The following is a 26,837-nucleotide window of genomic DNA, read 5'->3' as shown; positions in this document are numbered from 1 at the left end:
GATCCGGTGGCGTCGATCGACCGGCGGAAACTGGTCGCGCGGCACGCCGTCGAGGTGACCGGCGTCGAGCCGGCGTCACCGCTGTCGGTGGGCAACGGCGAGTTCTGCTGCACCGTCGACGTCACCGGATTGCAGACCTTCCCCGAGCTGTACCCGGTGGAAAACCGGGACGGCCCGGAGCCGGGGACGCTGCTGGCCACCATGTCCCAGTGGGGCTGGCACAGTCACCCGGGCGGGTTCGAACTCGCCGAGACCTACCGGTGGTACGACACGCCGCGCGGCCCGGTGCCCTATGTGGACATGCGCGGCGACGTCACCGGCACCGGCGACGCGCCAGCCTCGGCGGCCGAAGCGTGGCTGCGCAACAACCCCCACCGGCTCGACCTCGCCCGGATCGGGTTCGTCCTGGATGGACGGCCCGTGCCGCCCGGCCACGTCACCGCCGTACGGCAGCGCCTGGACCTCTGGACCGGGGTCATCGAGAGTCGGTTCCTCCTGCGGGGCACTCCCGTGCGGGTGGTCACGGCCTGCCACCCCGAGCGCGACGTGCTCGCCGTACGGGTCGAGAGCCCGCTGCTCGGCGCCGGACTGGCGGTGCGGGTCGCGTTCCCGTACGGGTCGCAGTCGTGGAGCGTCGCGGCCGACTGGTCCCGGCCCGGCGCGCATTCGTCCATCGTGTACCCGATCGGGCTCGGGTGCACGGTGGCGCGGGTCCTCGACGACACCCGGTACACAGTGGACATAAGAGTGGCGCCGGGATCGATCCGGCAGACCGGTCCGCACGAGCTGCTCGTCTCCGCCGAAGGCCGCCTGGAAATGACGGTCGGCTTCAACGCGTCGGCGGGCTTCGACGAGACCGTTCAGGCGTCCGAGACGGGGTGGCCCGCCTTCTGGGAGAGCGGCGGCGCGGTCGACCTCGCCGGCAGCACCGACCCGCGTGCCGCCGAGCTTGAACGCCGCATCGTGCTCTCCCAGTACCTGACCCGGATCCACTGCGCCGGCTCGCTGCCGCCGCAGGAGACGGGCCTGATGGTAAACAGCTGGCGGGGCCGTTTCCACCTGGAGATGCACTGGTGGCACGGCGCGCACTTCGCGCTCTGGGGCCGGCCCGAGCTGCTGGAGCGGAGCCTCGGCTGGTACACGTCCGCGCTGCCCGGCGCCCGCGCCACCGCCCGGCGGCAGGGATGCGCCGGCGCCCGCTGGCCCAAGCAGGTCGGCCCGGACGGGCGGGAGAGCCCGAGTCCGATCGGCCCGTTCCTGGTGTGGCAGCAGCCGCACCCGATCCACCTCGCCGAGCTCGTGTACCGGGCGACCGGCGCGCGGGAGACGCTGGAGCGGTACGCCGAGATCGTCTTCGAGTCCGCCGCGTTCATGGCGACGTACGCGGCGAAGGGCGAGCACGGCTACACGCTCGGCCCGCCGCTCGTGCCGGCCCAGGAGTCGTACGGCGACATCCGCGCCACGGTCACCAACCCGGCGTTCGAGCTGGCGTACTGGGCGTGGGGCCTGCGGGTCGCCCAGCGGTGGCGGGAGCGGCTGGGCCTGCCCCCGGAGCCACTGTGGACGGAGGTGGGTGAGCACATGGCCCGCCCTCGCGTGCGCGACGGCGTGTACGCCGCGATCGACATGCCGCCGTACACGATCGTGGACGACCACCCCTCGATGCTCTACGCGCTCGGCGTCGTACCGGCCACCGGCCTGATCGAGCCGGAGACGATGCGGGCCACGCTCCGCGCGGTCATGTCCACATGGGACTGGCCGAGCACGTGGGGCTGGGACTACCCGGCGATCGCGATGACCGCGACCCGGCTGGGCGAGCCGGAGGCCGCGCTGGACGCGCTGCTGATGCCGGTCGCCAAGAACACCCACCTGCCGAACGGGCACAACCGGCAGACCCCGTCACTCCCGATCTACCTGCCCGGCAACGGGGGACTGCTCGCCGCGGTGGCGCTGATGGCCGCCGGTTGGGACGGCGGCCCGCCGGCCCCCGGCTTTCCGGCCGAGGGCTGGCGGGTACGGCACGAGGGGCTGCACCCGCCGCCCTGAGCCGCGGGTCAGGCGCTGGTGAGCGCGGTGCCGGTGGCGAGCTCAATAGGGTACTCGGGTCGGGGTTATGACCAGCCGGTCGCCAGGATGACCGCGACGGTGGCGGTCGCGGCCAGCACGAAGCTGGCCACGGCGAGCTGGATGCGGGTCAGCCGGGCCAGCGCGGCCTCGTCCGGCGAGCGCTCCGCCGGCCGCGGCACGCCCTCCGCGATCGGCCGCAGCAGGCGCTCCACAGCGTCGGCGTCCGCGCGCCGGGCCGGGTCCCGCTCCAGCAGGCGGAGCAGGGCCGGGGCGAGAGGACCGGCCCGGCGCGGCGGGTCCGGCGGTTCGCTGGCCAGCGCCAGCAGCGTCCCGGTCGTCGTCTCCCTCTGGTACGGGGCTCGTCCCTCCACCGCCGCGTACAGAGTCGCGCCGAGCGACCACATGTCGGTGGCTGGCGTCGAGGCGCCGTCGCGCACCCGTTCCGGCGCGATGTACTGCGGCGACCCGATCAGCGCCTCCGCCCGGCCGGCCGCGCCCTCCCGCTGGCGTACCGCCAGGCCGAAGTCGGTGAGTACCACCCGGCCGTCGTGGCCGACCAGCACGTTCTGCGGCTTGACGTCGCGGTGGATGATTCCGGCTCGGTGGGCCGCCCGGAGCCCGGCGAGCATGCCGAGCCCCACCCGGGCCGCGTCGCGCGGGCTGAGCGGGCCGTCGCGGACGATCACGTCGTACAGGGAGCGGGAGGGCACGTACTCCATCACGATCCACGGCCGGTCGGTGTGCAGGATGTCGTGGATCTGCACCACGTTGGGGTGGTTGAGCGAGGCGGCCGAGCGGGCCTCGCGCAGGCTCTGTCGGACGGTGGCGAACTCTCCCGAGTCGGGCGTGGTCACCTCCTTGACCGCCACGTTGCGGCCCAGCATGTCGTCGGCGGCCAGCCAGACCTGGCCCATGCCGCCACTTCCGATCGCCTCCCTGAGCCGGTAACGGCCGGCGATCACGGTCCCGGTGGTCACGAAAGCGATTCGGCGCCGGCCGGCGCGCGGATGGGTGCCGGCCGGGACCGGATCCCCCGGGCCATCGGCCACCTTTCTGCCCTGCCCCCCACCGGTAATTGTTAGGAAAGTTTATTTACCGTGTTACGCTCACTATCTCATCGACGAACGTCACGACCACACATCGAGGAGGTGACCACGTGTTGAAGGTGCGCACGATCGCGACGGTCGCGGCACTGGTGATCGGGGGTGCGCTGGCGGCGATCGTGCCGATAACCAGCGCGTCCGCGGCCGCCTGTGCGGCGCCGTGGCAGGCGTCGTCCGTCTACACAGGAGGGATGACGGCCTCGCACAACGGCCACAACTGGCTGGCCAAGTGGTGGACCCAGGGCGAGGCGCCGCCCGGCACTTCGGGCGTCTGGGCCGACCAGGGCACGTGCGGCGGCACCACCCCGCCGAACCCGGGCACCTGCAACCACCCCAACTGGGTCGCCGGCCAGTGGTACACGACCGGCTCGATCGTCCGGTACACCAACGGCCTGTACTACATCGCCGAGCACGACAACCCGGGCTACGACCCGACGATCAGCACCTGGTACTGGGAGCCGTACACCTGTGGCGGTCAGCCCCCGACCACCGCGCCGCCGCCGGGTGGCAACGGATTCGTGGTGACCGAGGCGCAGTTCAACCAGATGTTCCCGAGCCGGAACTCCTTCTACACGTACTCCGGCCTGGTCGCCGCGCTGAGCGCGTACCCGGCGTTCGCCCGCACCGGCAGCGACACGGTCCGGCGCCAGGAAGCGGCCGCCTTCCTCGCCAACGTCAGCCACGAGACCGGCGGCCTCGTGCACATCGTCGAGCAGAACACCGCGAACTACCCGCACTACTGCGACGCCAGCCAGCCGTACGGCTGCCCGGCCGGCCAGGCCGCGTACTACGGGCGCGGCCCGATCCAACTGAGCTGGAACTTCAACTACAAGGCCGCCGGTGACGCGCTGGGCCTGCCCCTGCTCACCAACCCGTGGCTGGTCCAGAACGACGCGTCGGTCGCCTGGCGCACCGGCATCTGGTACTGGATGACCCAGAGCGGTCCGGGCACGATGACCCCGCACAACGCGATGGTCAACGGCGCCGGCTTCGGCGAGACCATCCGGAGCATCAACGGCTCCATCGAGTGCAACGGCGGCAACCCGGCGCAGGTGCAGAGCCGGGTCGCCAAGTACCAGCAGTTCGTGCAGATCCTCGGCACCAGCCCCGGCGGCAACCTGACCTGCTGAACGCCTCGCCAGCGGCCCGGGCGGTGCGCCGAACACCGCCCGGGCTCAGCGCGCGATCGCTATCCAGGTGGCCCTGGACCGCGCCACCTCGTCGCCGTCCTGGCCGTACAGCGTCGTGTGCACCAGCGCTTTGCGCCCCTCGGCCTCGGCGAGCGCGCCGCGCACCACGCACCGCTCGCCGGGGTCGGGCACGCGTGCGATGCGTACCGCGATGCGACCCAGCACGTACGGACGGCCGCCCTGGATGACCGCCCAGCCGCCGGGGCAGTCCAGCGCGGCCCAGACCATCGGCTCGGCCACGCCGTCGGGAACGGTCCACGGGGCGGCCGTCGTGCCGTCGACGAGCGGGCCGGGGAAGACGCGCAGGCCGTCGGGGCGGTCGGGGCCGCAGACGTAGCAAGTGGGGAACGGATGCTCGACGAAGCCGGGGTAGTGGGTGGCGGCATCAGCCGCGTCCGCGTACCCGATCGGTGGGACCGCGACGGTGATGGGGGTGGCCGGCGCCAGCTCGGCCACGACGGCGCCGTCCGGGGTTTGGATCTTGCTGTCCGTGGGCGTGAGCGGGGTGTCGAGCGGGGGTGGCACGCGGAGGGTGACCTCCCACGCGCCGCCGCCGGCGAAAACACCCGCGCTGTAGCCGCCGTTGCCCGAGCCGGGCGGGCCGTTGAAGCGCGCCTCAATGATCATCCGAGTCCCTCCACAGTGATTCTCCTACCCGCGCCTGACGCCGACGGCGGTACGTCCGCGCCCGGGCCGCTGGTCGCTGGTCGCACGGCCGTGGGGCCAGTGGGAGATGTTCCGCAACGCCCTGATCGGCAGTTTTCCTTGTAGAGAGCTTCGATCACGGGCGTGGGGAGGGTGCGGCGCGGGACGACCGTGCGCGGTCGTTTGCCGGTCTGGCCGTCGCGTTCGGTAGGTTGCCGGTGTGGCAGTCGTGGACATTTACACCGACGGTGCGTGCAGTGGCAATCCGGGGCCGGGTGGCTGGGGCGCGCTGTTGCGGTACGGCGCCCACGAAAAGGAACTCTGCGGCGGCGAGGCGACCCCGACCACCAACAACCGGATGGAGCTGATGGCGCCGATCCAGGCGCTGGAGAGCCTGACGAGGCCCGCGGTGGTGCGGGTACACACCGACAGCACGTACGTGCGCGACGGCATCACGAAGTGGCTGCCACGCTGGAAGCGCAACGGCTGGATGACGACCGGCAAGCAACCGGTCAAGAACGCCGACCTGTGGCAACGCTTGGACGCGGCGGCGGGACGGCACGATGTGGAGTGGCTCTGGGTCAAGGGCCACGCCGGCCACCCGGAGAACGAGCGCGCCGACCAGCTGGCGGCGAAGGGTCTCCGCGAGGCCGCCGGATCGGCTGCCGCCGCGCCACGAGCGCCCGCACCCCGCCGGCTCGCCACACCGGTGATGAAATGCCGCGCGACCACCAAGACGGGCGACCCCTGCGCGGCCGCGGCCCGTCCATCTGGCCTGTGTCACGTCCACGACCCGGCCGTCCAATGCGGCGCGTCCATGAGGAACGGCCAACGCTGCGCGGTGGCTACCGGCGGCGGTCGCTGCGCGGCCCATCAGACCGCCACGACCCGCATATCTGCTCTGTTCTGACGGGGAGTGCACCCAAGCTGGCAGCATACGAACCATCAGGTAACAGGTCCGACGTATGGGCGCTGGTGAGTGCGGTGGGGCAAGGATCACGTACCAGCCGATGCGGCTGGAGGAGCCGGACATTCCTTTTGGAGGACTAGCTCGACGGCAGTCCCAGTTTGTCGAAGAATGCCCGATTGCGCTCTGTGGCGGCGTTTATCAGCCTGTCGAAAGACGTGACCTCGATGTACGCCTTCGCTGGCTCGTTAAATCCGAAGTAACCGAGGCCATCATGAGTCCGTCGGAGATTTGCATACTCGCACCTACTCACTAGTGTCGGCGTGAGATCGGCCAGGATGTAGCAGAATGCCGGCGAATCCTGAGACGCTGGGATTGGACGCCCCGCGGCCGTCAACACGCCACCACTGCGGACTCGCTTTACGTAATCGAGCGACTGAAGGATTGGGTCCTTATCTTCCGATGCGTCATTTCGCATAGGCCTCTTGATCTCGATGACGACAATCGAGGGCAGTGGCAAAGTTTCGCCCTCTGCTGTCAGCACGGGAGTGTCGACGAGTCGCGTTGAGAGTATGTCCGGCTCTTTGGTCGACTCGGAACCGGTGATAGGAATGCTCTTTAGCGTCTTGTCGGAGGCAAGGTAGTCGTGGAAGGCGAGTCGTTCGTCAATGATCCACAGGTTCGATGCATCAGACCCGATCTCATCCGAGTCGGTGCGCATCGGCATTAGAAGCGAGTGAATAGCGTCTTCTCGGGAGTATTTGCCCTGTCCGTTCGTCCTGATGATCTTGAATAAGATGTCGAGAATCACCCTCCGGCGGGAGACATATGCCGCCAGATCGGACTGATTAATGTCTTTGACGGCGTCAAGGTAGCGACTCAGTCGTTCCTGGTAGTCCTCCAAGGGAGCGGAGCCAGCCTCTGCGAACACCGCCTGACCCTCAGCGATGGCCGCGGCCTCCAGTTTCTGCAGGTTGCGATGCAGCAGAAGTTCAAGGTCCGGGTCCTTGATGGATGGGTCCACGGTCACGCCGAGTAACTCAAGCCGGGGAAGGACCGGTCGATACCGAGGCGCGCGATTGCTTACGAACTCATTGACTCGCGCCCTACCCTCGTTGCGGGCTGCGGCCAGTGGGTCGGAAAGGATTCGTTCCACCTCCTGCAGCACGCCCGAGCGGATGTCTTCCAGTGAAATATCTTCATCCAGTAACGTGCCGTCCACCCGTTCGTCAATGTCGAAAGCAGTGCGGTCCGCGCGGACATGGGCGTCAAGATAGTCGGACGACAGGTAGCATACGTACGTAAATTCGGTTGACGTGTCGTCTTTCAGGCGACCGTACAATCCGGGAATCTTGCCAGTCAGGTTTTCCTCGGTCACGACCCGGCTCGCAGCGCACCAATACAGCCGAGGCACGGTATTACGTGTCGAGGACATGAGGCAGAGGTTGACCATGTCGAACTTCTTACCCTTAACCGTGACCGTGGTCGTCGGCAGCCCGGAGAAGACAAAGTCCTCCATCAACTTGTTCAGAGAGACTGCCTCATCATCTACAACCATCACCTCAGGGGCGCCACCGGGTCGGAGGAAGTACCAGATGCAATGCTCGAAGACTTCGCGGGCGATGGCTTCAACGGTCTTCGGCGCGCTCCTTTGGAAGCTGTCTTTGAAGCCGTCCAGATGAACAACGGTTCCAGCGTCACTAAAGCCGTCTGGCGGCTCAATATGCTCGACTTCACGGTCAACGGAGAACCTGAACTGTCGTGTGCACAGATCGCCGTCCTCGTTCTTGTACGCGCTGCGGATTGAAATCCTGTTGAATGCCTTGAGCCAGAGGAGACGGCCCACTCCTCGACAACCCATTTCGGCCTTGTAGTCGCTGTCCAGCGTCTCGAACGAGCCCATGTTGTCTGGGGTGAAGCCCACTCCGTTGTCCTCGACAGCGAAGCCGATGATCGGTTTCAGTGCCGAACGGCCAGGACCAGAGGGGCCGAAGTCGAGTTCATCCTGGCCGCTCCGTTCGATCGTGACCCGCAGGCGTCCCTGTCCGATGTTCGAGCCGAAGCGTGCGTCGATCGCTTGGAGACCGTTGACGATCGCCTCTAGCAGCGGTAGGAGGGAGTGGCTCTTCGGGAGGCTCGTGTTCCGAACCCGACCCGCCAGAGACGTGGTGAGCGCCATCCTGCTCCCTTCTGACGCTTGGACGTCACAACCCTATCGAGGCTCCTCCGTCTGCCTTCGGAAGCTACGCCATACTTCTCAGCGGAAAACGTCGGCATCCCGTTGCGCGTGAAGCTACGCGGAGGGGCAATCACACTCTTATGCCGCCGCCAAGGCGCAGTCTTCACTCCGGCGACCTGGAGGAGAACACGTTCGGCCAGCCCTGGACCTTCCAGATAGACAGGGTCGCGCCGCTAGATACGAGAGGGGGTGCATTTCTAGCTATTTGGACAAGTCGCATCAAAGTCATGGTCTATGTAGTTGGTGCCCCCGGCAGGATTCGAACCTGCGCTCCCGCCTCCGGAGGGCGGTGCTCTATCCCCTGAGCTACGGGGGCTCAGCGACCCACGAAGAGTAGCAGGCTCCCCGCCGGCGGGCCGAACCGACACCGCCCACGCTAGCGGCCGCGTTCGCAGCAGGGCAGTGCGTGCAGGGTCACGCCTTCGGGCGCCCGGCGCGGCCATTCGCGGTACGACCAGGAGGCGTCCACCACCACGTGGGCTGGGCGGCCCGTCGGGGGTCGCAGGCGGGACAGGAAGTCGCGGGGGAGGCCGGGATCGGTGGTGACCATGAAGCGGATCCAGCCGCGGGTGGAGACGGCCGATATCACCTCCGTGGCCGGTGTCGTGCCGTGCAGGCGGGACTTGCCGGCCCAGTAGATCTCGGCGCGTTGCTTCTGCGCGGTGCGGCTGATGGTGGGGTACGTCTCCACCTGCCAGCGGACCACGGACTCGGCGCAGAGGGGGCAGGCGCGGTCCACCGGTTCGCGGGTGGTGACGCCCCAGGCGCGCAGGTAGCGCCCGGCCGCGGCTGGGCTGAGCGGGATGTCAAAGAGGCGTTCCACCAGCGTGGCCACGGTCTGGCGGCTCCACAGGGGACCGCTCAGGTCGAGTTGGTCGGGGAAGCGGTCGCGCATGGTCTCGACGAGGGTGAGTTCCTGGTCGCGGGTGAGGGTGCCGTGGCGGCGGCGGGTGGCTACCGCGCCGTCGCCGCCTGACCGGTGGCGGCGGCACCAGTGGGCGGCCTGGCGTCGCGGGTTGCCGAGTGGGCCGCGGCGCCCGTCGTTGGCCGCGATCGTCGGGCTGGTGGCGGGGGTCGGGGCTGCGGTGGCGGGGGTTCGGGCGGGCGCCGCCGCGCTGGACCCATTTGGGACGGCGGGCGGGACGGGCCGGGCTCGTGGAGTCGGGGCCGAGGGGAGGGCCGCGCGGGTCGCGGCGACCAGGGCGGGAGGGGAGCCCCCGGTCGGGGCCGGACCAGCGTCGGCCGGACCCCAGCCACCCAGCGGCCGGACCAAAGTCGAACCCGACCGGACCGACTCAGGCCGAAGGCCAGCGCCCGAGTCGGGCCGAAGGCCAGCACGCGGAAGGCCAGAGGCCGAGTCGGGCCGAAAGGCAGAGGCCGAGCCAGGCCGACGGCTAGGGGACGAGTCAGGCCGACGGCCAGCGGCCGACTCGGAGCGAAGGCCAGAGACCGAGGCAGGCCGAGAGGCCGGCCCCGCGTGGGAGCCAATAGCCGAGTCAGACCAAGGGACCGAGTCAGACCAAGGCCCAACAGCGGAATCAAAGCCAGGCCCAGAAGCCGAAGCCCGCCGAGGACCAGAAGCTGAAGGGGGCCGCGGGCTTGAGGCCGAAGGGGGCTGCGGCCCAGAGGCTGAAGCGGGCCGGGGGCTAGAGGCTGAAGCGGGCCGAGAACTGACGACCGAATCAGGGCGAGGGCCAGAGGCCAAAGCAGAGCGAGAAGCCGGAGCGCGGCTTGACGCAGGAGCGGAGCCAGCGGATCTGGGGGCCGGGCCGCGGGTGGTCGCGGGGATGCCCGACGTCGGGAGCGGGCGTCTCGGCGCGAGCGGGCGGGTCGGGGTGTGGCCGGTCGGTGCCGTGCTCTCGGCCCGGGCAGAAGAGGGCGGCGTAGCGCGCGGGGCGCGGAAGGCGACCGCGACGCCGGTCGCGGGGAGCTGGGGATCGGCCGTTAGGGGTTCGGGATCGGCCGGATGGGAGAAGAGCAGGTCCGGGGCCGCACTGCCCATGGGCGTACGGCGGGATGACGATGCAGCGACAACAACCCCCACGCCCGGACAACGATGACAAAAGGGTCAGGTAGCGCTGGGTAGTCAGAAAACTACTGAATGCGACTGAGGATGCTCCGCATGTTGGCGATCTCGCCCTGCTGGGTGTTCTTCATGCGCTGGGCGGCCTCGGTGACCTGGTCGTTGCCGGACCGGTCGAGGATGGCGTCGACCATGTGGATGCCGCCCAGGTGGTGATTGATCATCAGGGTGACGAAGAGGACGTCCAGCTCGTGGCCGCGCGCGGCCTCCAGCTTGTCCATCTCCTCCTTGGTGGCCATGCCGGGCATCAGGCCGCCCTCGCGCATCAACTGCTCGCCATCCGGCATCCAGGCCATCGGCGGCTCCGAGCCGGTCGGGTCGAGCTGCCACTGGCGCAGCCAGGTCTGCATGATGCCGATCTCGCCCTGCTGGCCGGTCGCGATGTCGACCCCGAGCTGGGTGACCGCGGGATCCTGCCCGTACTTGAACGCGACCAGCGCCATCTGCACGGCCTGCGTGTGGTGCGTGGTCATGTCACGGGCGAAGCCCGCTTCGGCCGAGGTGTCGCCCGGGCGGGTGAGGCGGGGCGTGAGCCAACCCCCCGCGTACCCGAGCAGGAGGCCGACCGCGACGGCGAGTGCCAGGGCGACGGTGCCCCAGCGCCGCCCGGCGGCCCGGGTGGGGCCGCCGGGCGAGGCTGACGTCGCTTCGTCGGGAGACGTGGCGGTGGCCACCACGAGCTCAGCCGCCCTGCTGCTGCATCGGCTGCTCGGTGCTCGGCTGCTGGAGGTTGCGCGGCTCGGTGCCGGTGGCGGTGATGCCCTGGGCGCAGAGGGCGGTCGGGCCCTCGACCGAGGCGTTGACCCGCAGCGTCTTGATGAACTGGTCGATCCGGCTGTCGTCGGCGTTGTCGACCTTGAGCTGGTAGCCCCACGCCTGCAGCGAGATCGGCTTGTCCAGGCCGTCGAACGGGCTCATCAGCATCTTTTCCGTGCCCCGCACCTTGGCCGCGAGCTTGTCGACCTGCTCCTTGGGCAGGTCCGGCCGGTACGTGATCCAGATCGCGCCGTGCTCCAGGCTGTGCACCGCGTGCTCGCTGGCGATCGGCGCGTCGTAGACGTCACCCATGCAGTTTTGCCAGTCCTGGTTGTGCTGTCCGCCGACCGGCGGCGTGACCGTGTACTGCACTTTGCCCTGCACGTGCTGGCCGCCCTGGGTCAGGGACGGGTCCTTTTCCCGGTAGTTGACGATGCCGCTGATGTCGGAGGCGCGGTCTTCCCAGGAGCGGGAGCCCTGGAACGCGGCGTAAGCGCCATACCCAACGATGCCGGCCGCCAGCACACCGACCACGACGAAGAGCGCGATCGGGCCCCAGTTACGGCCCTGGCTGACCTTTACCGGCGTGATCGGCTTGCGCGGGCCCTTGCCGCCGCCGCCCTTTCCGGTGCCGCCACCCTTGCCGCCGCCCGTGGTGCCCTTGCGCGCGGAGCCGGAGCCTGACTTGTCGGTGGTCGCCGACTTTCCGGAAGTGGATGACTTGGCGGAGCCAGCCGGCGCCTTCTTACCTGTGCTGACCACGGACGGACGGCGCTGGTCGCCGGCCGGGGTACTCACGCTCATGGTGCCTCGTCTGGTCGGTCGGTCAGGGGATGGCGGATCGAGCACGGGCACAGGGTCGCCGCCGAGGGACCCACTGTACCCCCGCTAGCATTGCTCGGTGACTCCCGCCAAGCTCGCCGAGGCTGTCCTCGCCGCCGCCCGCGCGCTCTTTGCCGAGCGTGGGCTCGATCCTGCCGCCCTGCCAGCATCGACCACGGTCGAGCGCCCGCGCAACCCCGAGCATGGCGACTACGCATCGACGATCGCGCTTCAGCTGGCCAAGAAGGTGGGGGCGCAGCCCCGCGACCTGGCCGCCGGCATCGCCGACCACCTGGGCCGGACACCCGGGGTCAAGTCGGTCGAGATCGCCGGTCCGGGCTTCCTCAACGTCCGCCTCGACACGGCCTCCGCGGGCCAGCTCGCCCGCGTGGTGGTCCAGACCGGCCGCGAGTACGGGCACAGTGACCGGCTCGCCGGCCAGCGGATCAACCTGGAGTTCGTCTCGGCCAACCCGACCGGCCCGGTGCACATCGGCGGCGCCCGCTGGGCCGCGCTCGGCGACGCGCTGGCCCGGCTGCTGCGCGCGAGCGGCGCGGAGGTCGGCACCGAGTACTACGTGAACGACGCCGGCGCGCAGATCGACCGCTTCGCCCGCTCGCTCCAGGCGGCGGCGGAGGGGCGGCCGGTGCCCGAAGACGGGTACGCGGGGGAGTACATCGGCCAGATCGCCGCCGAGATCAAGAGGGAGCACCCGGACGCCGACGAGCGGACGTTCCGGGACGAGGGCGTGGAGCGGATGCTGCGCGAGATCCGCGGCTCGCTGGCCGACTTCGGCGTGCCGTTCGACCTGTTCTTCCGGGAGTCCGACCTGCACGCCCGGGGTGAGCTCGACCTGGCCGTGGCCCGGCTGCGCGAGCAGGGCCACGTGTACGACGCGGACGGCGCGATCTGGCTGCGCACCACCGACTTCGGCGACGACAAGGACCGGGTGCTGCGCAAGTCGGACGGGGAGTGGACCTACTTCGCCGCCGACTGCGCCTACTACCTCGACAAGCGCGAGCGCGGCTTCGAGCGGCTGCTGATGCTGCTCGGCGCCGACCACCACGGATACATCGGGCGGATGCGGGCGATGGCTGCCTGCTTCGGCGACCGGCCCGAGCGCACGCTGGAGATCCTCATCGGCCAGCTGGTCAACCTGGTCAAAGACGGCGAGCCGCTGCGGATGAGCAAGCGCGCCGGCACGGTGGTGACGATCGAAGACCTGGTCGAGGCGATCGGGGTGGACGCCGCGCGGTACGCGCTGGCCCGCTTCTCCAGCGACTCGCCGATCGACATCGACGTCGACCTGTGGACCCGCAGCACCCGCGACAACCCGGTCTACTACGTGCAGTACGTGGCCGCCCGCACCGCCAGCGTCGCGCGCAACGCGGCCGAGGTGGGGCTGACCCGCGGCGAGGCCGACGACTTCCGGCCCGAGCTGCTCGGCCACGAAAAGGAGCAGGACCTGCTCAAGGCGCTCGGCGACTACCCGGCGATCGTGGCCGCGGCCGCCGAGCTGCGCGAGCCGCACCGGGTGGCCCGCTACCTGGAGGAGCTGGCCGGCTCGTACCACCGCTTCTACGACAACTGCCGCATCCTCCCCCTGGGTGACGAGCCGATTGGTGATCTGCACCGCGCACGGCTGTGGCTCAACGACGCCACCCGTACCGTGATCGCTAACGGTCTTGACCTGCTGGGCGTCTCGGCGCCGGAGAGGATGTAACGCCCGTGCGAGCACACGAGGCGGGGGCGCTGCACGGAGAGCTGGGCAGCACCGGGCCGGCCTGGCTCCGTACCCCCGAAGACGTCAACGCGATCCTGCCGCAACTGTGGCCCACGGGCGTGGCGCGCGCCGCCGACGGCGCGCTCGCCGTCGGTGAGGTCAGCGTGCGGGCGCTGGCCGAGGAGTTCGGCACCCCGGCGTACGTGCTGGACGAGAACGACATGCGGGAGCGCTGCCGCGAGTTCCTGGCCGCGTTCGCCGGCTGCGACGTGTACTACGCGGGCAAGGCGTTCCTCTGCCGGGCGGTGGTGCGGATCGTCGCCGAGGAGGGGCTGCACCTCGACGTCTGCACCGGCGGTGAGCTGGCCACCGCGCTCTCGGCCGGGATGCCGCCGGAGCGGATCGGCTTTCACGGCAACAACAAGTCGGTCGCCGAGTTGACCCGCGCGGTCGAGGCGGGCGTGGGGCGGATCGTCGTCGACTCGTTCCACGAGATCGACCGGCTCACCGCGATCGCGCGCGACCTCGGCCGGCGCCCCGCCGTGCTCCTGCGGGTGACGGTGGGCGTGGAGGCGCACACGCACGAGTTCATCGCGACCGCGCACGAGGACCAGAAGTTCGGCTTCTCGCTGGCCGGCGGCGCGGCCTTCGCCGCCGCCCAGAAGATCGTCGAGGAGGGCGTGCTCGAACTGTGCGGGCTGCACTCGCACATCGGTTCGCAGATCTTCGACACCAGCGGCTTCGAGCTCTCCGCCCGCCGCGTGCTGGGGTTGCAGGCGCAGATCCGCGACGCGCTCGGCGTCGAACTGCCCGAGCTCGACCTCGGCGGCGGCTTCGGCATCGCGTACACGACGCAGGACGACCCGGCCACCCCCGCCGACCTCGCCAAGCGGCTCGACAAGATCGTGGCGGACGAGTGCGAGGCGCTGCGGCTGAAGCTGCCCCGCCTGTCGATCGAGCCGGGGCGGGCGATCGTGGGGCCGGCGGTCTTCACGCTGTACGAGGTGGGCACCGTCAAGGACGTCGACGGCATCCGCACGTACGTGAGCGTCGACGGCGGCATGAGCGACAACATCCGGGCGGCGCTCTACGGCGCCACGTACTCGGCGACCGTCGCCTCCCGCACCTCCGCCGCGCCCCCCATCCTCGCCCGGGTGGTGGGAAAACATTGCGAGTCCGGTGACGTGGTCGTTAAGGATGAATTCCTGCCCGCCGACGTGCAGCCCGGAGATCTTCTCGCCGTGCCCGGCACCGGCGCATACTGCCGGAGCATGGCGAGCAACTACAACCACGTGCCGCGGCCTCCGGTGGTGGCGGTGCGTGACGGGCACGCGCGAGTGATCGTCCGGCGGGAGACCGAGGACGACCTGCTGGCATTGGATGTGGGATGAAGCCTGTACGGGTGGCGCTGTTGGGGTGCGGCACGGTCGGTTCCGAGGTGGTCCGGCTGCTGCACGAGCAGGCCAGCGACCTCACGGCCCGGATCGGTACGCCGGTGGAGATCGCCGGCATCGCGGTGCGCCGGCTCGGCCGTGACCGCGGTGGGGTGCCCGTCGACCCGGCGCTCTTCACGACGGACGCGCTCGGCCTGGTCAAGCGCGACGACGTCGATGTGGTGGTCGAGGTGGTCGGCGGCATCGAGCCGGCCCGCACCTGGCTGGTCGAGGCGCTGAAGGCCGGCAAGAGCGTGGTGACCGCCAACAAGGCGCTCCTGGCCGAAGACGGCGGCACGCTGCACGACGCGGCCGCCGAGGGCTCCGCCGACCTGTACTACGAGGCCTCCGTCGCCGGCGCGATCCCGCTGCTGCGGCCGCTGCGCGAGTCGCTGCACGGCGACACGATCACGCGGGTCACCGGCATCGTCAACGGCACCACCAACTACATCCTCTCCTCGATGGACGCCACCGGCGCCGGCTTCCAGGAGGCGCTGGAGGAGGCGACCGCCCTCGGGTACGCGGAGGCCGACCCGACCGCCGACATCGAGGGCTTCGACGCGGCGGCCAAGGCGGCGATCCTCGCCTCGCTCGCGTTCCACAGCCGGGTGAGCGCGGCCGACGTGCACCGCGAGGGCATCACCGAGGTCACCGCCGCCGACGTGGCCAGCGCCAAGGCGATGGGCTGCACCATCAAGCTGCTCTGCATCGCCGCGCGGATCGACGACTCGGTCAGCGTGCGGGTGCACCCGGCGATGATCCCGCGCTCACACCCGCTGGCCAGCGTGGGCGACGCGTTCAACGCGGTCTTCGTGGAGGCCGCCGCCGCCGGCCAGCTCATGTTCTACGGCCGGGGCGCGGGCGGCGCGCCGACCGCGAGCGCCGTCCTCGGCGACATCGTCGCGGTCAGCCGCAACCGGCTCGCCGGGGTCCGCGCCGCGAGCGAGTCCAGCTACGCCGACCTGCCGATCCGCCCGATGGGCGAGGCGGTCACCCGCTACCACATCAGCCTCGACGTGGCCGACCGCGCCGGCGTGCTCGCCGCGGTGGCCGGTGTCTTCGCCAAGCACGACGTCTCGATCGCCACGGTCCGCCAGTCCGGCCGCGGCGACGAGGCGGTCCTCGTGATCGTCACCCACGCCGCCCCGGACGCCGCGCTCACGGCCACCGTCCGCGAGCTCCAGCAGCTCGACATCGTCCGCTCCATCGCGAGCGTCCTCCGCGTCGAAGGCATCGAAGCGATATAGAGCTACCGCGACGTCCGCAGTGGTCCGGACCGTTGCTCCCGCGGCCTCACCCTCCGCGCTTCACGCGCCCCCGCCGTGGTCGATCAGGGACTTTGTGGGGCGAAGCGCCGGCCGACACGCCCACGAGCTCCCTGATCAACTCGGATGGGCTAGGCCAGGTCGAGGGCTCGCGCGGCGGCGATGACGTCGAGCTGGATCGTCGTCGGGGACGGTGCCGTGGAGATGGCCCACTCCGGGTCCTTGAGGCCGTGGCCGGTCACCGTGCAGACCACCGTGGAGCCGCGCGGGACCCGGCCGGCCTCGGCCTCCTGGAGCAGGCCGGCGACGCTGGCCGCGCTCGCCAGCTCCACGAAGACGCCGACCTCGCGGGCGAGCAGCCGGTACGCGGAGAGGATCTGCCGGTCGGTGACCGCCGCGATCAGGCCGCCCGACGCGTCGCGGGCGTCGACCGCCTTGGTCCAGCTCGCCGGGTTGCCGATGCGGATCGCGGTGGCGATGGTCGACGGCTCGGCGACCACCTTGCCGGTGACGATCGGGGCCGCGCCGGAGGCCTGAAAGCCGTACATCTTCGGCGTCCGGGTCGCGTTGCCCTCCTGGCGGTCCTCCTGGTAGCCCAGCCAGTACGCGGTGATGTTGCCGGCGTTGCCGACCGGCAGGCAGTGGATGTCGGGCGCGTCGCCGAGCGCCTCGACGATCTCGAAGGCGGCCGTCTTCTGCCCGTGGATGCGGTCGATGTTGACCGAGTTGACCAGGGCCACCGGGTAGTCGAGGGAGAGCTTCGAGGCGAGTGACAGGCAGTCGTCGAAGTTGCCGCTCACCTGGAGCAGCCGCGCGCCGTGCACGAGCGCCTGGGCCAGCTTGCCGAGCGCGATCTTGCCCTGCGGTACGAGCACCGCGCAGGTGAGGCCGGCGCGTGCCGCGTACGCCGCGGCGGAGGCCGAGGTGTTGCCGGTCGAGGCGCAGATGATCGCCTTGGAGCCGCTCTCGACCGCCTTGGAGACGGCCAGCGTCATGCCCCGGTCCTTGAACGAGCCGGTCGGGTTGGCCCCCTCCACCTTGAGGTAGACGTCGCAGCCCAGCCGGGAGGACAGCACCGGAGCGGGCACGAGCGGCGTATTGCCCTCGTACAGCGTGACGACCGGCGTGGAACCGGTGACCGGCAGGCGGTCCCGGTACTGCTCTATAAGACCCCGCCACATGGCGTCTCTCCTGTCTCGCGTCGCAGCTCCAGGATGCCCCACTCTGCCGCGATCGAGTGTTCGCCACCCGACCGATAACCACCTGCCGGGACGAATCTTCGTAACAAAAAGAGTGAAAGTCGGTACGGCTGGGGCAGGTGAGGCCGGATGTCCTACACCGCACCAGAGTGGCGACCGCTAAGGTGAGCGCCGCATCCCTCGTGCGTTTCCCATCCCCCTTGGAGTGAGCTCCGACATGTCGTTGTTCGCCAGACTCAGCCTTGCCAACCGCGGTCTGGTCGCGCTCGTCGCGGTGGTCGTCACCGCGTTCGGGGCGTTCGCGATCCCCTCGCTGAAGCAGCAGCTGCTGCCTTCGCTGGAGTTCCCCGCGGCGTTCGTCGTGGCGCCCTACCCGGGTGCCGCGCCGGAGATCGTCGAGCAGCGCGTGACCGAGCCGATAGAGAACTCCGTGCGGGGCATCGCCGGCCTCAGCAAGGTGACCTCCACGTCGCGCGAGGGGTCGGCGAGCATCCAGGTCGAGTTCGAGTTCGGCACCGACCTCGACGACGCGACGAACAAGCTGCAGACCGCGCTCAGCCGGGTCGGCCCGCAACTGCCGGACGGGGTGGAGCCGCAGGTCTTCGCGGGGAGCACCGACGACCTGCCGGCGGTCGTGCTGTTCGCGTCGAACGGCGAGGGAGGCGACCCGAAGGAGCTCGTGGACCGGCTGGAGAGCACGGTCGTGCCCGACCTCGAGGAGATCGACGGGGTCCGCACGGTCGACATCGAGGGTGCTCGCGACCCGGTCGTGGCGGTCACGCCGGACCCGGCGAAGATGGCCGCCGCCGGCCTCGACGTCCGCTCCATCAGCACGGCGTTGCAGGCCAACGGGGTGGCGATCCCGGCCGGCGCGCTCACCGCCGACGACAAGACCCGCACGATCCAGGTGGGTACGCCGATCACGACCATCGACCAGCTGCGCGAGCTGTGGCTGGCGCCCGGCCCGGGGGCCAACCCGGTGCAGCTCGGCGCGGTGGCGACCGTCGAGCCGGGGCTGGCGCCGCCGACCGGGTTCACCCGCACCAACGGGCAGGACAGCATCGGCATCGCGGTGACCGCCGCGCCCGACGGCAACGCGGTGGAGATCTCGCACGAGATCCGCGACCGCCTCGCCGACCTGGGCGAGAGCAGCGGGGCCACGCTGACCGTGATCTTCGACCAGGCGCCGTTCGTGGAGAAGTCGATCGACAGCCTCACCACCGAGGGGCTGCTCGGCCTGCTGATGGCCGTACTCGTGATCCTGGTCTTCCTGCTCTCCGTCCGCTCGACCCTCGTCACCGCCGTGTCGATCCCGCTGTCGGTGCTGGTCGCGCTGATCGCCCTGTGGATCGGCGACTACTCGCTCAACCTGCTCACGCTCGGCGCGCTCACGATCGCGGTCGGACGCGTCGTCGACGACTCGATCGTCGTACTGGAAAACATCAAACGCCATCTCGGGTACGGCGAGGACAAGCGCCGGGCGATCCTCGACGGCGTCAAGGAGGTGGCCGGCGCGGTGACCGCGTCGACGCTCACCACGGTCGCGGTGTTCGCCCCGATCGCGCTCGTCGGCGGGTTCGTGGGGCAGCTCTTCGCGCCCTTCGCGATCACGGTGACGGTGGCCCTGCTCGCGTCGCTGCTGGTCTCGCTGACCGTCATCCCGGTGCTGGCGTACTGGTTCCTGCGCCCGGCGACCGGTGCCGGCGACGAGGCGTCCGTGCGGCGGGCGGCCGAGGAGCGGGAGCGGCACAGCTTCCTCCAGCTCGCGTACCTGCCGGTGATCGGCTTCGCCACCCGGCGCCGGTGGGCCACGGTGGGCATCGGGCTCGCGGTGCTGCTCGGCACCTTCGGGCTCTCCACGCAGCTGAAGACCAACTTCCTGGACGACTCCGGGCAGGACACGTTCGTGATCAGCCAGGAGCTGCCGCCCGGCACCAGCCTCGACGCCACCGACGCGGCCGCCCGCCGGGTGGAGGGCGTGCTGGCCGGCCGCGACGACATCGAGTCGTACCAGGTGACCGCCGGTGGCGGCGGCGCGCCGTGGGACGGCGGCGGGGTCACCGCGGCCAGCTTCTCGGTGACGGTCAAGGAGGGCGTCGACTCCGGCGAGGTACAGGACGAGCTGCGCCAGCAGTTGGGCGGCATCAACGGCGCCGGTGAGATCACGGTCGGCGGTGGCGGCGGGCCGGACGGCGGTTCCACCGACGAGCTCGAGGTGATCGTCCAGGCCGCCGACCCGGACGCGCTGGCCCAGGCGACCGACCAGGTACGCCAGGCGATGACCGAGACACCCGACGTCGACCAGGTCAGCACCAGCCTGTCGGCGGACGTGCCGCGGCTCGACGTGGTGGTCGACCGGGCCACGGCCACCCGCGTGGGCCTCACCGAGCAGGCGATCGGCCAGATCGTCGCGCAGATCATGCGGGGTGGCCCGGTGGGGCGGGTGAGCATCGATGGCGTACAGCAGGACGTGGTGGTGACCCCGGCCGGCTCACCGGCCACAGTGGAGGCACTGCGGGCGCACCGGATCGGCACCTTCCGCCTCGACGACGTCGCCGACATCGACGAGGTCGCCGGCCCGGTCGAGATCACCCGCATCGACGGCGAGCGGAGTGCCACCGTCACCGGCACCGCGACCGGCTCCAACGTCGGTGCCGTGAGCGCCGCGCTGACCGAGCGCCTCGAAGGGCTCGACCTGCCGCCGGGTGCCACGTACGAGATCGGGGGCGTCAGCGCCGACCAGGCCGAGGCGTTCGCGGACCTCGGGCTGGCCGTGCTCGCCGCGATCGCGATCGTCTTCGTGATCATGGTGGCGACGTTCCGCAGCCTGGTGCAGCCGGTGATCCTGCTCGTGTCGATCCCGTTCGCGGCGACCGGCGCGATCACGCTGCTGCTGGTCACCGGCACCCCGCTCGGCGTACCGGCGCTGATCGGCATCCTGATGCTCGTCGGCATCGTGGTCACCAACGCGATCGTGCTGATGGACCTCGTCAACCAGTACCGGCAGCAGGGCATGCCGGTGCTGGAGGCGGTCGTCGAGGGCGGGCGGCGCCGGCTGCGGCCGATCCTGATGACCGCGATCGCCACGATCTTCGCGCTGCTGCCGATGGCGCTCGGCCTGACCGGCGAGGGCGGCTTCATCTCGCAGCCGCTCGCGATCGTGGTGATCGGCGGCCTGATCAGCTCCACGCTGCTGACGCTGGTGCTCGTGCCGACGCTCTACACGATGGTGGAGAGCTTCAAGGAGCGGTTCCGCCGCGAGCCCGACCTGGTCTTCGCCGGGCCGCGGCCGAGCAACGGCCACGAGCCGCTCGTCGCCCCGCCGCCGGCCAAGCCCTCGGCCGCGCTGATCGAGGGGACCGACCAGTTCGAGGTGCTCCGCCTGCCAAAGATCAAGAAACCAATGCAGTGACGTAACGTCTTGGTACGTGGCGTCTCCCCTATCGGTCCTTACGCACAACCGCGACTTCCGTAACCTCTTCGCGGCCGAGCTCGTCGTCTTCGGCGCGGACTGGTTCGTCATGGTGCCGCTGCTGGTCCTCCTGCCGGAGCTGACCGGCAGCGGCGTCTGGGGCGGGCTGGTCCTCGCCGTCGACACCGGGCTGGTCGCGCTGCTGCTCCCGGTCACCGGTACCATCGCCGACCGGCTCGACCGCAAGAAGCTCCTCGTCCTCTCGAACGTCGCCGCGCTGCTCGCCGTGGTGCTCCTGCAGGCGGTACGGGGTGCCGGCGCGGCCGCCCTGGCGCTCGTCGCGATCGGGGCGCTCGCCGTGGCCAAGGCGTTCTACTCGCCGGCCGCCCAGGCCGCCCTCCCCAACGTGGTGGACATCGAGGACCTCGCCGCCGCCAACGCGGTCGCCGGCTCGGCGTGGGGCACGATGGCCGTCGTCGGCGCCTCGCTCGGCGGCGTGCTGAGCGCGGCCTTCAGCCCGTACACCTGCTTCTGGATCGCCTCGGCGGCGCTGGCCGTGGCCGCGGGCCTGGAGTGGCGGATCCGCCGGCCCTTGCAGGCGCCGCGCAACGGCGACGAGGTCCGGCCGGGCACCTGGACCGCGATCCGCGAGTCGCTCGCCTACATCGCGCACCGCCCGCGGGTGCTCGCGCTCGTCACGGTGAAGTCCGCGGTCGGGCTCGGCAACGGCGTGCTGACCGTCTTCCCGCTGCTCGCCGGCCGCTTCGGCGTGGGCGCGATCGGGGCGGGGCTGCTCTTCGGCGTACGCGGCGCGGGCGCGCTGGTCGGCCCGATCGCGATGCGCAGGGTGCTCGGCCACCGCTCGTGGCTGCTGCCCGGGCTGGCGATCTCGATGATCGCGTACGGCCTCGCCTACCTCGGCGTCGCCGTCTCGCCCTGGTTTCCGCTGGTGCTGGCGCTGGTCTTCGCCGCGCACTTCGCCGGCGGTACCAACTGGATCCTCTCCAACTTCGCGCTCCAGGGCGAGGTGCCGGACCGCCTGCGGGGTCGAGTCTTCGCCGCCGACCTCATGCTCGCCACGCTCTCCATCTCGGTCAGCCAGCTCGTGGCCGCCGCGCTCGTCGACCACGTGGACAGCCGGGCGCTGATCGCCGGATGCGCGCTGGTCACGCTCGTCTACGCGGTCGGCTGGCGGATCGCGACCCGCGGCCTCGGTACGGCGGTGGTGGCGGAGGAGACCCCGTGACGCTATCGTAGTGATATCACTTCGCTATCGAGGCTGTCGGGAGTCGTCATGGAGAGACAGGCTTTCCGGGTGTCCGGGTTCGTCGCCGTCGCGGGCCTGTTCGTGCTGGCCGTGGTCGGCCTGGTGGTGATCCTCGCCACGGCGGGCGGTTCCGAGACCGCGACCGCGCTGAGCATCTCGATCACCGCTTCGGCGTGGGCGCTGGTGGTCGGCGTGGTCGCCACCGGCTTTACGGTCGTCAATCCCAACGATGCCCAGGTGGTGCAGTTCTTCGGGCGCTACGTGGGGAGCATCCGCGTGGCCGGCTTCCACTGGACCTGGCCACTGACCGCCAAGCGCCGGGTCACGCTCCGCGTGCGCAACTTCGAGACCGCGCGGCTCAAGGTCTCCGACGCCGACGGCAACCCGGTGGAGATCGCGGCCGTCGTCGTGTGGCGGGTGGTCGACTCGGCCAAGGCCGCGTTCGCCGTGGACGACCACGTCGAGTACGTGGCGGTGCAGTCCGAGGCGGCCGTGCGGCACCTGGCGACCAGCTATCCGTACGAGGCGCACGACAGCGGGCGGGCCAGCCTGCGGGACGGCTCGGTGGTGAGCGAGGAGCTGACCCAGGAGCTGCGCGAGCGGGTCGAGCTCGCCGGCGTGGAGGTGCTCGAGTCGCGCACGACCCACCTGGCGTACGCGCCGGAGATCGCCCAGGCGATGCTGGCCCGGCAGCAGGCGAGCGCGATCGTGAGTGCCCGGTTCAAGATCGTGGAGGGCGCGGTGGGCATGGTCTCCAACGCGCTGGACCGGCTCCGCGACGAGCACGTCGTCGACCTGGACGAGGAGCGCAAGGCGCAGATGGTGGCCAACCTGCTCGTGGTCCTCTGCGGCGACCGGGCCGTCCAGCCGGTGGTCAACACGGGCTCCTTGTACGCCTGACCCGAGGAAGCTCATGCCCGAGCGCAAGAAGCTCCTGCTCCGGCTCGACCCCGACGTCTACGACGCGGTCGCCAAGTGGGCCGCCGACGACCTGCGCAGCGTCAACGCGCAGATCGAGTTCGCGCTCCGCTTGGCGCTCAAGCAGGCCGGCCGCTCACCCCGCCGCCCACCCGCGGATTCCTAACTCCAGCGTGATCGAAGCTCCCCCCACGTCGTTCTAGCGACTTGACGGGAGCTTCGATCACGGAGGGATGGGAAACGAGGGCGGCGCGGCGGGGCGGGCGCCGGCCAGGACGGCGGCGATGACCAGGGCCAGTCCGGTCGCGTGGACCAGCGTGAGCACCAGGCCCACCCCGGAGGCGATCAGGCCGAACTCGGTGACGTCGAAGTCGCCGCCGCTGTAGATCCAGATGTAGCTGCTGGTCCAGGCGATGCTGAGGAGGACGCCGGCGAGCAGCACCGCGCACCCGGAGACGGCCAGCGCGCCGGCACGGCCGGTGAGGGTACGCCGGCGGGCGGCCAGCAGCGCCAGCCCGACCACCAGCACGATCAGCGCCGGGAGCTGGGCGGCGAACTGGATGGCGACGTATCCGAACTCGTCCACGGGGCCACCCTAGGCAGGCCGATCAAGGGACCTACCATGAGCCCGTGGCCCCCTCCTTCGTCCCCGGCGACGTGCGCGTACGCGCCCCGGCGACCAGCGCCAACCTGGGCCCGGGCTACGACACGCTCGGGCTGGCGCTGGCGCTCTACGACGACGTCTCGGCGCGGGTGACGGCGGGCGGCGTCGCGGTCGAGGTGTCCGGCGAGGGCGCCGGCGACCTGCCGGCCGACGCGTCCCACCTGGTGGTACGCGCGATGTTCGCGGCCTTCGACGAGCTGGGTGGCCGCCCGCCCGGGGTATCGGTCACCTGCGTCAACCGCATCCCGCAGGCGCGCGGCCTCGGCTCCTCGTCCGCCGCCATCGTGGCCGGCATCCAGCTCGCCCGCGCTCTCGCCGTCGACGGGCAGTGGCGGATGGACGCCGCGGCCGCGCTGCGCCTCGCGGCCCGCATCGAGGGGCACCCCGACAACGTCGCGCCTTGCCTCCTCGGCGGGTTCACGATCGCGTGGACGGAGGAATCGGGCGCGATCGCCGTGACGCGGCAACCCGCCAAATCCGTACAACCGACGGTTTTCGTGCCCGCGGACCGCGGGTTGACCGCGGAGGCCCGGGCGGCGCTGCCGGCGACCGTGCCGCACGCGGACGCCGCGCGTTCGGCGGGCCGGGCCGCGCTGCTGGTCCACGCGATCACCGAAGAGCCGGCATTGCTGCTCCCGGCGACCGAGGACCGGCTCCACCAGCAGTACCGCGCGCCCGGCATGCCGGCCACGTTCGCCCTGGTCACCGCGTTGCGAGAGGCGGGTGTGGCGGCCGTGGTCAGCGGGGCGGGACCCTCCGTGCTCGCGCTGTCGCCGGTACCGGAAGATTTCGCACCGGGAATGGGTTGGCTCGCACAACGGTTGGGAGTAGATGTCACCGGGGCCCGCGTCGAGGGGGTACACTGGGACACGCCGAGCGGACCACTGTTGCCGCAGGTCCGATGAGTTGATTACGCTCTGGCCCTAGCACAGTCGCGAGGCAATAGATCTCTGCGTGGCGGCGCACCCCGAAGCTTTCGGCGGTCAGTTCGTCTTATCCGCTGCTTAGGCCCACCGCTGCTGTGTTACAAACTCCCGCCCTGGTACGTGAGGCGGGTGCACCGAGGCCGCCCGGCCACCTAGGATCTTCGATCCGGGCAGCCCCGGCCTATCGAGGGAAGGAATCCATTGAGCGACACCACCGACGTGACGTCGGATGTCACCAACGTCGCTGACCAGGCCGCCGCCGGCACCGCGCGTCGCGCGCGCCGAGGCACCGGGCTGTCGGCGATGCTGTTGCCGGAGCTGCAGAGCCTGGCCGCGTCGCTCGGCATCTCGGGTACGGCCCGGATGCGAAAGGGCGAGCTGATCGCCGCGATTTCCGAGCGCCAGGGTGGCGGGGCCGACGGCACCGCCGGCACCCCGCGCCAGCGGGCCGAGGTAGCGGCCGCGGTCGCGCCGGTTCGCGAAGAGGTGCGCGCCGAGGTGCCCGACACCACCGAGACCGAGCGTCGTGGCGGCGACGCGCCCGTGACCGTGACGTCTTCCGAGCCGCCGTCCGACGGCGAGGAGCGCGAGCCGCGTTCGCGCCGGGCCAGCCGGCCGGCCGGCCCGCCGGAGTCCCGCGGCGACGGTGCTCCCGACGAGGCGGAGCGCGCCGAGCGGGGCGACCGCGGTGACCGCGGCGACCGCAACGACCGGGGTGACCGCGAGTCGCGCAACGGCCGCGACCGCAACGAGCGCGGCCAGCGGGGGGACCGCGGCGACCGCGGTGAGCAGCGCAACGAGCGCGACCGCGACGGAGACGACGACGGCGAGGAGGGCGGTGGCCGGCGGAGCCGGCGCAGCCGCTTCCGGGACCGCCGGCGCGGCCGCGGCGAGCGTGCCGAGGGCGGCGGCGGGGGCAACGAGCCGCAGGTGACCGATGACGACGTGCTCGTGCCGGTCGCCGGCATCGTCGACGTCCTCGACAACTACGCGTTCGTCCGCACGACCGGCTACCTGTCCGGTCCCAACGACGTCTACGTCTCCATGTCGCAGGTGAAGAAGTACGGCCTGCGCCGGGGCGACGCGGTGACCGGCGCGGTGCGTGCCACCCGCGAGGGTGAGCAGCGCCGCGACAAGTACAACCCGCTGGTCCGGCTGGACACCATCAACGGCATGGACCCGGACGAGGCGCGCCGGCGCCCGGAGTTCTACAAGCTGACTCCGCTCTACCCGCAGGAGCGCCTGCGGCTGGAGACCGAGCCGCACATCCTGACGACCCGGATCATCGATCTGATCATGCCGATCGGCAAGGGTCAGCGGGCACTGATCGTCTCCCCGCCCAAGGCCGGTAAGACGATGGTGCTCCAGGCGCTCGCAAACGCGATCACGCGTAACAACCCCGAGGTCCACCTCATGGTGGTGCTCGTGGACGAGCGGCCCGAAGAGGTCACCGACATGCAGCGCTCGGTCAAGGGCGAGGTCATCGCGGCCACGTTCGACCGCCCGCCGCAGGACCACACGACGGTCGCCGAGCTCGCGATCGAGCGGGCCAAGCGCCTCGTCGAGCTGGGCCACGACGTCGTCGTGCTGCTCGACTCGGTGACCCGGCTCGGCCGGTCGTACAACCTGGCGGCTCCGGCGAGTGGCCGGATCATGTCGGGTGGTATCGACTCGACCGCGCTCTACCCGCCAAAGCGCTTCCTCGGCGCCGCGCGCAACATCGAAAACGGCGGCTCGCTGACCATCCTCGCCACCGCGCTGGTGGAGACCGGGTCCATGATGGACACGGTCATCTTCGAGGAGTTCAAGGGCACCGGCAACGCCGAGCTCAAGCTCGACCGCAAGATCGCTGACAAGCGGGTCTTCCCGGCCGTCGACCTGAACGCGTCCGGCACCCGTAAGGAAGAGATCCTGCTCGCGCCGGAGGAGCTGGCCATCTCGCACAAGCTGCGCAAGGTGCTCAGCTCGCTGGAGACGCAGGCCGCGCTCGACCTGCTGCTCGACCGGCTCAAGCAGACCCGGACCAACATCGAGTTCCTGATGCAGATCGCAAAGTCGACTCCGGGCGAGTAGAGACCCTTCGGGGGCGGGGTGCGGTGCGTTCCGCGCCGGACCCCGCCTGATCACCCTGTCTGCATGCGCGGCCCCGGCTGGATCACTCCGGCCGGGGCCGCAACCGTTTTGTCGGCGGTCCGACATCAGATGACCCGATCGCACG

18 protein-coding genes, 1 tRNA gene and 2 pseudogenes are annotated in these 26,837 nt (G+C 70.7%); 12 read left to right on the top strand and 9 right to left on the bottom strand.

The genetic code is table 11. From position 1 onward, the window contains the following. Positions 1 to 6 precede the first annotated feature (6 nt). The gene (locus tag RB614_RS14135) at positions 7 to 2,046 is read left to right on the top strand and encodes a hypothetical protein (RefSeq protein WP_308712924.1); all 2,040 of its coding nucleotides are present in this window, start codon (positions 7 to 9) and stop codon (positions 2,044 to 2,046) included. 65 nt (positions 2,047 to 2,111) lie between these two features. Here the strand turns inward: RB614_RS14135 and RB614_RS14130 are convergent, their stop codons facing one another. Then, positions 2,112 to 3,044, bottom strand: coding sequence for a serine/threonine-protein kinase (locus RB614_RS14130; protein ID WP_308712923.1), 933 nt, complete (start codon positions 3,042 to 3,044; stop codon positions 2,112 to 2,114). A gap of 179 nt (positions 3,045 to 3,223) precedes the next feature. Between RB614_RS14130 and RB614_RS14125 the strand changes: the two genes are divergently transcribed. Further along, positions 3,224 to 4,300, top strand: coding sequence for a glycoside hydrolase family 19 protein (locus RB614_RS14125; RefSeq protein WP_308712922.1), 1,077 nt, complete (start codon positions 3,224 to 3,226; stop codon positions 4,298 to 4,300). Between the two features lie 45 nt (positions 4,301 to 4,345). Here RB614_RS14125 and RB614_RS14120 read toward each other — a convergent pair whose 3' ends face one another. Then, a complete protein-coding gene (locus tag RB614_RS14120; RefSeq protein ID WP_308712921.1) occupies positions 4,346 to 4,987 on the bottom strand; it encodes a hypothetical protein in 642 nt (213 codons plus the stop codon). 238 nt (positions 4,988 to 5,225) lie between these two features. Between RB614_RS14120 and rnhA the strand changes: the two are divergent. Continuing rightward, positions 5,226 to 5,675: pseudogene (gene rnhA, locus RB614_RS14115) on the top strand (ribonuclease HI); the annotation flags it as partial. 376 nt (positions 5,676 to 6,051) lie between these two features. Here rnhA and RB614_RS14110 read toward each other — a convergent pair. From RB614_RS14110 to RB614_RS14090, 5 genes are all read right to left on the bottom strand, one after another. Continuing rightward, the gene (locus RB614_RS14110) at positions 6,052 to 8,091 is read right to left on the bottom strand and encodes a hypothetical protein (protein ID WP_308712920.1); all 2,040 of its coding nucleotides are present in this window, start codon (positions 8,089 to 8,091) and stop codon (positions 6,052 to 6,054) included. A 301-nt stretch (positions 8,092 to 8,392) separates the two neighbouring features. Next, positions 8,393 to 8,467: transfer RNA gene (locus RB614_RS14105), tRNA-Arg, on the bottom strand. Between the two features lie 60 nt (positions 8,468 to 8,527). Next, a complete protein-coding gene (locus RB614_RS14100) occupies positions 8,528 to 9,046 on the bottom strand; it encodes a winged helix-turn-helix domain-containing protein (protein WP_308712919.1) in 519 nt (172 codons plus the stop codon). 1,199 nt (positions 9,047 to 10,245) lie between these two features. Then, positions 10,246 to 10,911 (bottom strand): DUF305 domain-containing protein, encoded by a 666-nt coding sequence (locus tag RB614_RS14095; protein ID WP_308712918.1) that lies wholly within the window; start codon positions 10,909 to 10,911, stop codon positions 10,246 to 10,248. A gap of 4 nt (positions 10,912 to 10,915) precedes the next feature. Beyond that, positions 10,916 to 11,794, bottom strand: coding sequence for a thioredoxin-like domain-containing protein (locus RB614_RS14090; protein WP_308712917.1), 879 nt, complete (start codon positions 11,792 to 11,794; stop codon positions 10,916 to 10,918). A 97-nt stretch (positions 11,795 to 11,891) separates the two neighbouring features. Between RB614_RS14090 and argS the strand changes: the two genes are divergently transcribed. The 3 genes from argS to RB614_RS14075 are packed head-to-tail and all read left to right on the top strand — an operon-like array spanning position 11,892 to position 16,215. Continuing rightward, on the top strand, positions 11,892 to 13,535 hold the full coding sequence (gene argS, locus RB614_RS14085) for an arginine--tRNA ligase (protein ID WP_308712916.1): 1,644 nt from the start codon (positions 11,892 to 11,894) through the stop codon (positions 13,533 to 13,535). A gap of 5 nt (positions 13,536 to 13,540) precedes the next feature. Beyond that, positions 13,541 to 14,926, top strand: a complete 1,386-nt coding sequence (gene lysA, locus RB614_RS14080) for a diaminopimelate decarboxylase (protein ID WP_308712915.1) — start codon at positions 13,541 to 13,543, stop codon at positions 14,924 to 14,926. Beyond that, complete coding sequence (locus tag RB614_RS14075; protein ID WP_308712914.1) at positions 14,923 to 16,215, top strand: homoserine dehydrogenase; 1,293 nt, start codon at positions 14,923 to 14,925, stop codon at positions 16,213 to 16,215. The genes lysA and RB614_RS14075 overlap by 4 nt, the downstream gene beginning before the upstream one ends. Positions 16,216 to 16,364: 149 nt before the next feature. Here the strand turns inward: RB614_RS14075 and thrC are convergent, their stop codons facing one another. Continuing rightward, complete coding sequence (gene thrC / locus RB614_RS14070; RefSeq protein WP_308712913.1) at positions 16,365 to 17,414, bottom strand: threonine synthase; 1,050 nt, start codon at positions 17,412 to 17,414, stop codon at positions 16,365 to 16,367. Between the two features lie 235 nt (positions 17,415 to 17,649). Here thrC and RB614_RS14065 point away from each other — a divergent pair, with 235 nt between their 5' ends. From RB614_RS14065 to RB614_RS14050, 4 genes are read left to right on the top strand one after another with little or no spacing between them, the layout of a single operon-like run. Continuing rightward, complete coding sequence (locus RB614_RS14065) at positions 17,650 to 20,844, top strand: efflux RND transporter permease subunit (RefSeq protein WP_308712912.1); 3,195 nt, start codon at positions 17,650 to 17,652, stop codon at positions 20,842 to 20,844. Between the two features lie 16 nt (positions 20,845 to 20,860). Then, positions 20,861 to 22,090 carry an MFS transporter gene (locus RB614_RS14060; RefSeq protein ID WP_308712911.1) on the top strand — a complete coding sequence of 410 codons (1,230 nt, stop codon included), beginning with the start codon at positions 20,861 to 20,863 and terminating at the stop codon, positions 22,088 to 22,090. Between the two features lie 48 nt (positions 22,091 to 22,138). Beyond that, positions 22,139 to 23,011: an SPFH domain-containing protein gene (locus RB614_RS14055; protein ID WP_308712910.1), complete on the top strand. Its 873-nt coding sequence runs from the start codon at positions 22,139 to 22,141 to the stop codon at positions 23,009 to 23,011. A gap of 13 nt (positions 23,012 to 23,024) precedes the next feature. Beyond that, the gene (locus RB614_RS14050) at positions 23,025 to 23,195 is read left to right on the top strand and encodes a type II toxin-antitoxin system antitoxin (RefSeq protein WP_308712909.1); all 171 of its coding nucleotides are present in this window, start codon (positions 23,025 to 23,027) and stop codon (positions 23,193 to 23,195) included. A 57-nt stretch (positions 23,196 to 23,252) separates the two neighbouring features. Here the strand turns inward: RB614_RS14050 and RB614_RS14045 are convergent, their stop codons facing one another. Beyond that, positions 23,253 to 23,615: a hypothetical protein gene (locus RB614_RS14045; RefSeq protein ID WP_308712908.1), complete on the bottom strand. Its 363-nt coding sequence runs from the start codon at positions 23,613 to 23,615 to the stop codon at positions 23,253 to 23,255. Positions 23,616 to 23,659: 44 nt separating this feature from the next. Here RB614_RS14045 and thrB point away from each other — a divergent pair. Together thrB and rho are read left to right on the top strand one after the other, a co-directional pair. Next, a pseudogene (gene thrB, locus RB614_RS14040) lies at positions 23,660 to 24,603 on the top strand (homoserine kinase). Positions 24,604 to 24,820: 217 nt separating this feature from the next. Beyond that, positions 24,821 to 26,692 (top strand): transcription termination factor Rho, encoded by a 1,872-nt coding sequence (gene rho, locus RB614_RS14035; protein ID WP_308712907.1) that lies wholly within the window; start codon positions 24,821 to 24,823, stop codon positions 26,690 to 26,692. Positions 26,693 to 26,837: the final 145 nt, after the last annotated feature.

Origin of the sequence: Phytohabitans maris (assembly GCF_031085175.1) — a bacterium.
GTDB classification, from domain to species: domain Bacteria; phylum Actinomycetota; class Actinomycetes; order Mycobacteriales; family Micromonosporaceae; genus Phytohabitans; species Phytohabitans maris.
Note: the sequence above shows the minus strand (reverse complement) of the source record. Positions and strands in the feature narration are given on the sequence as shown.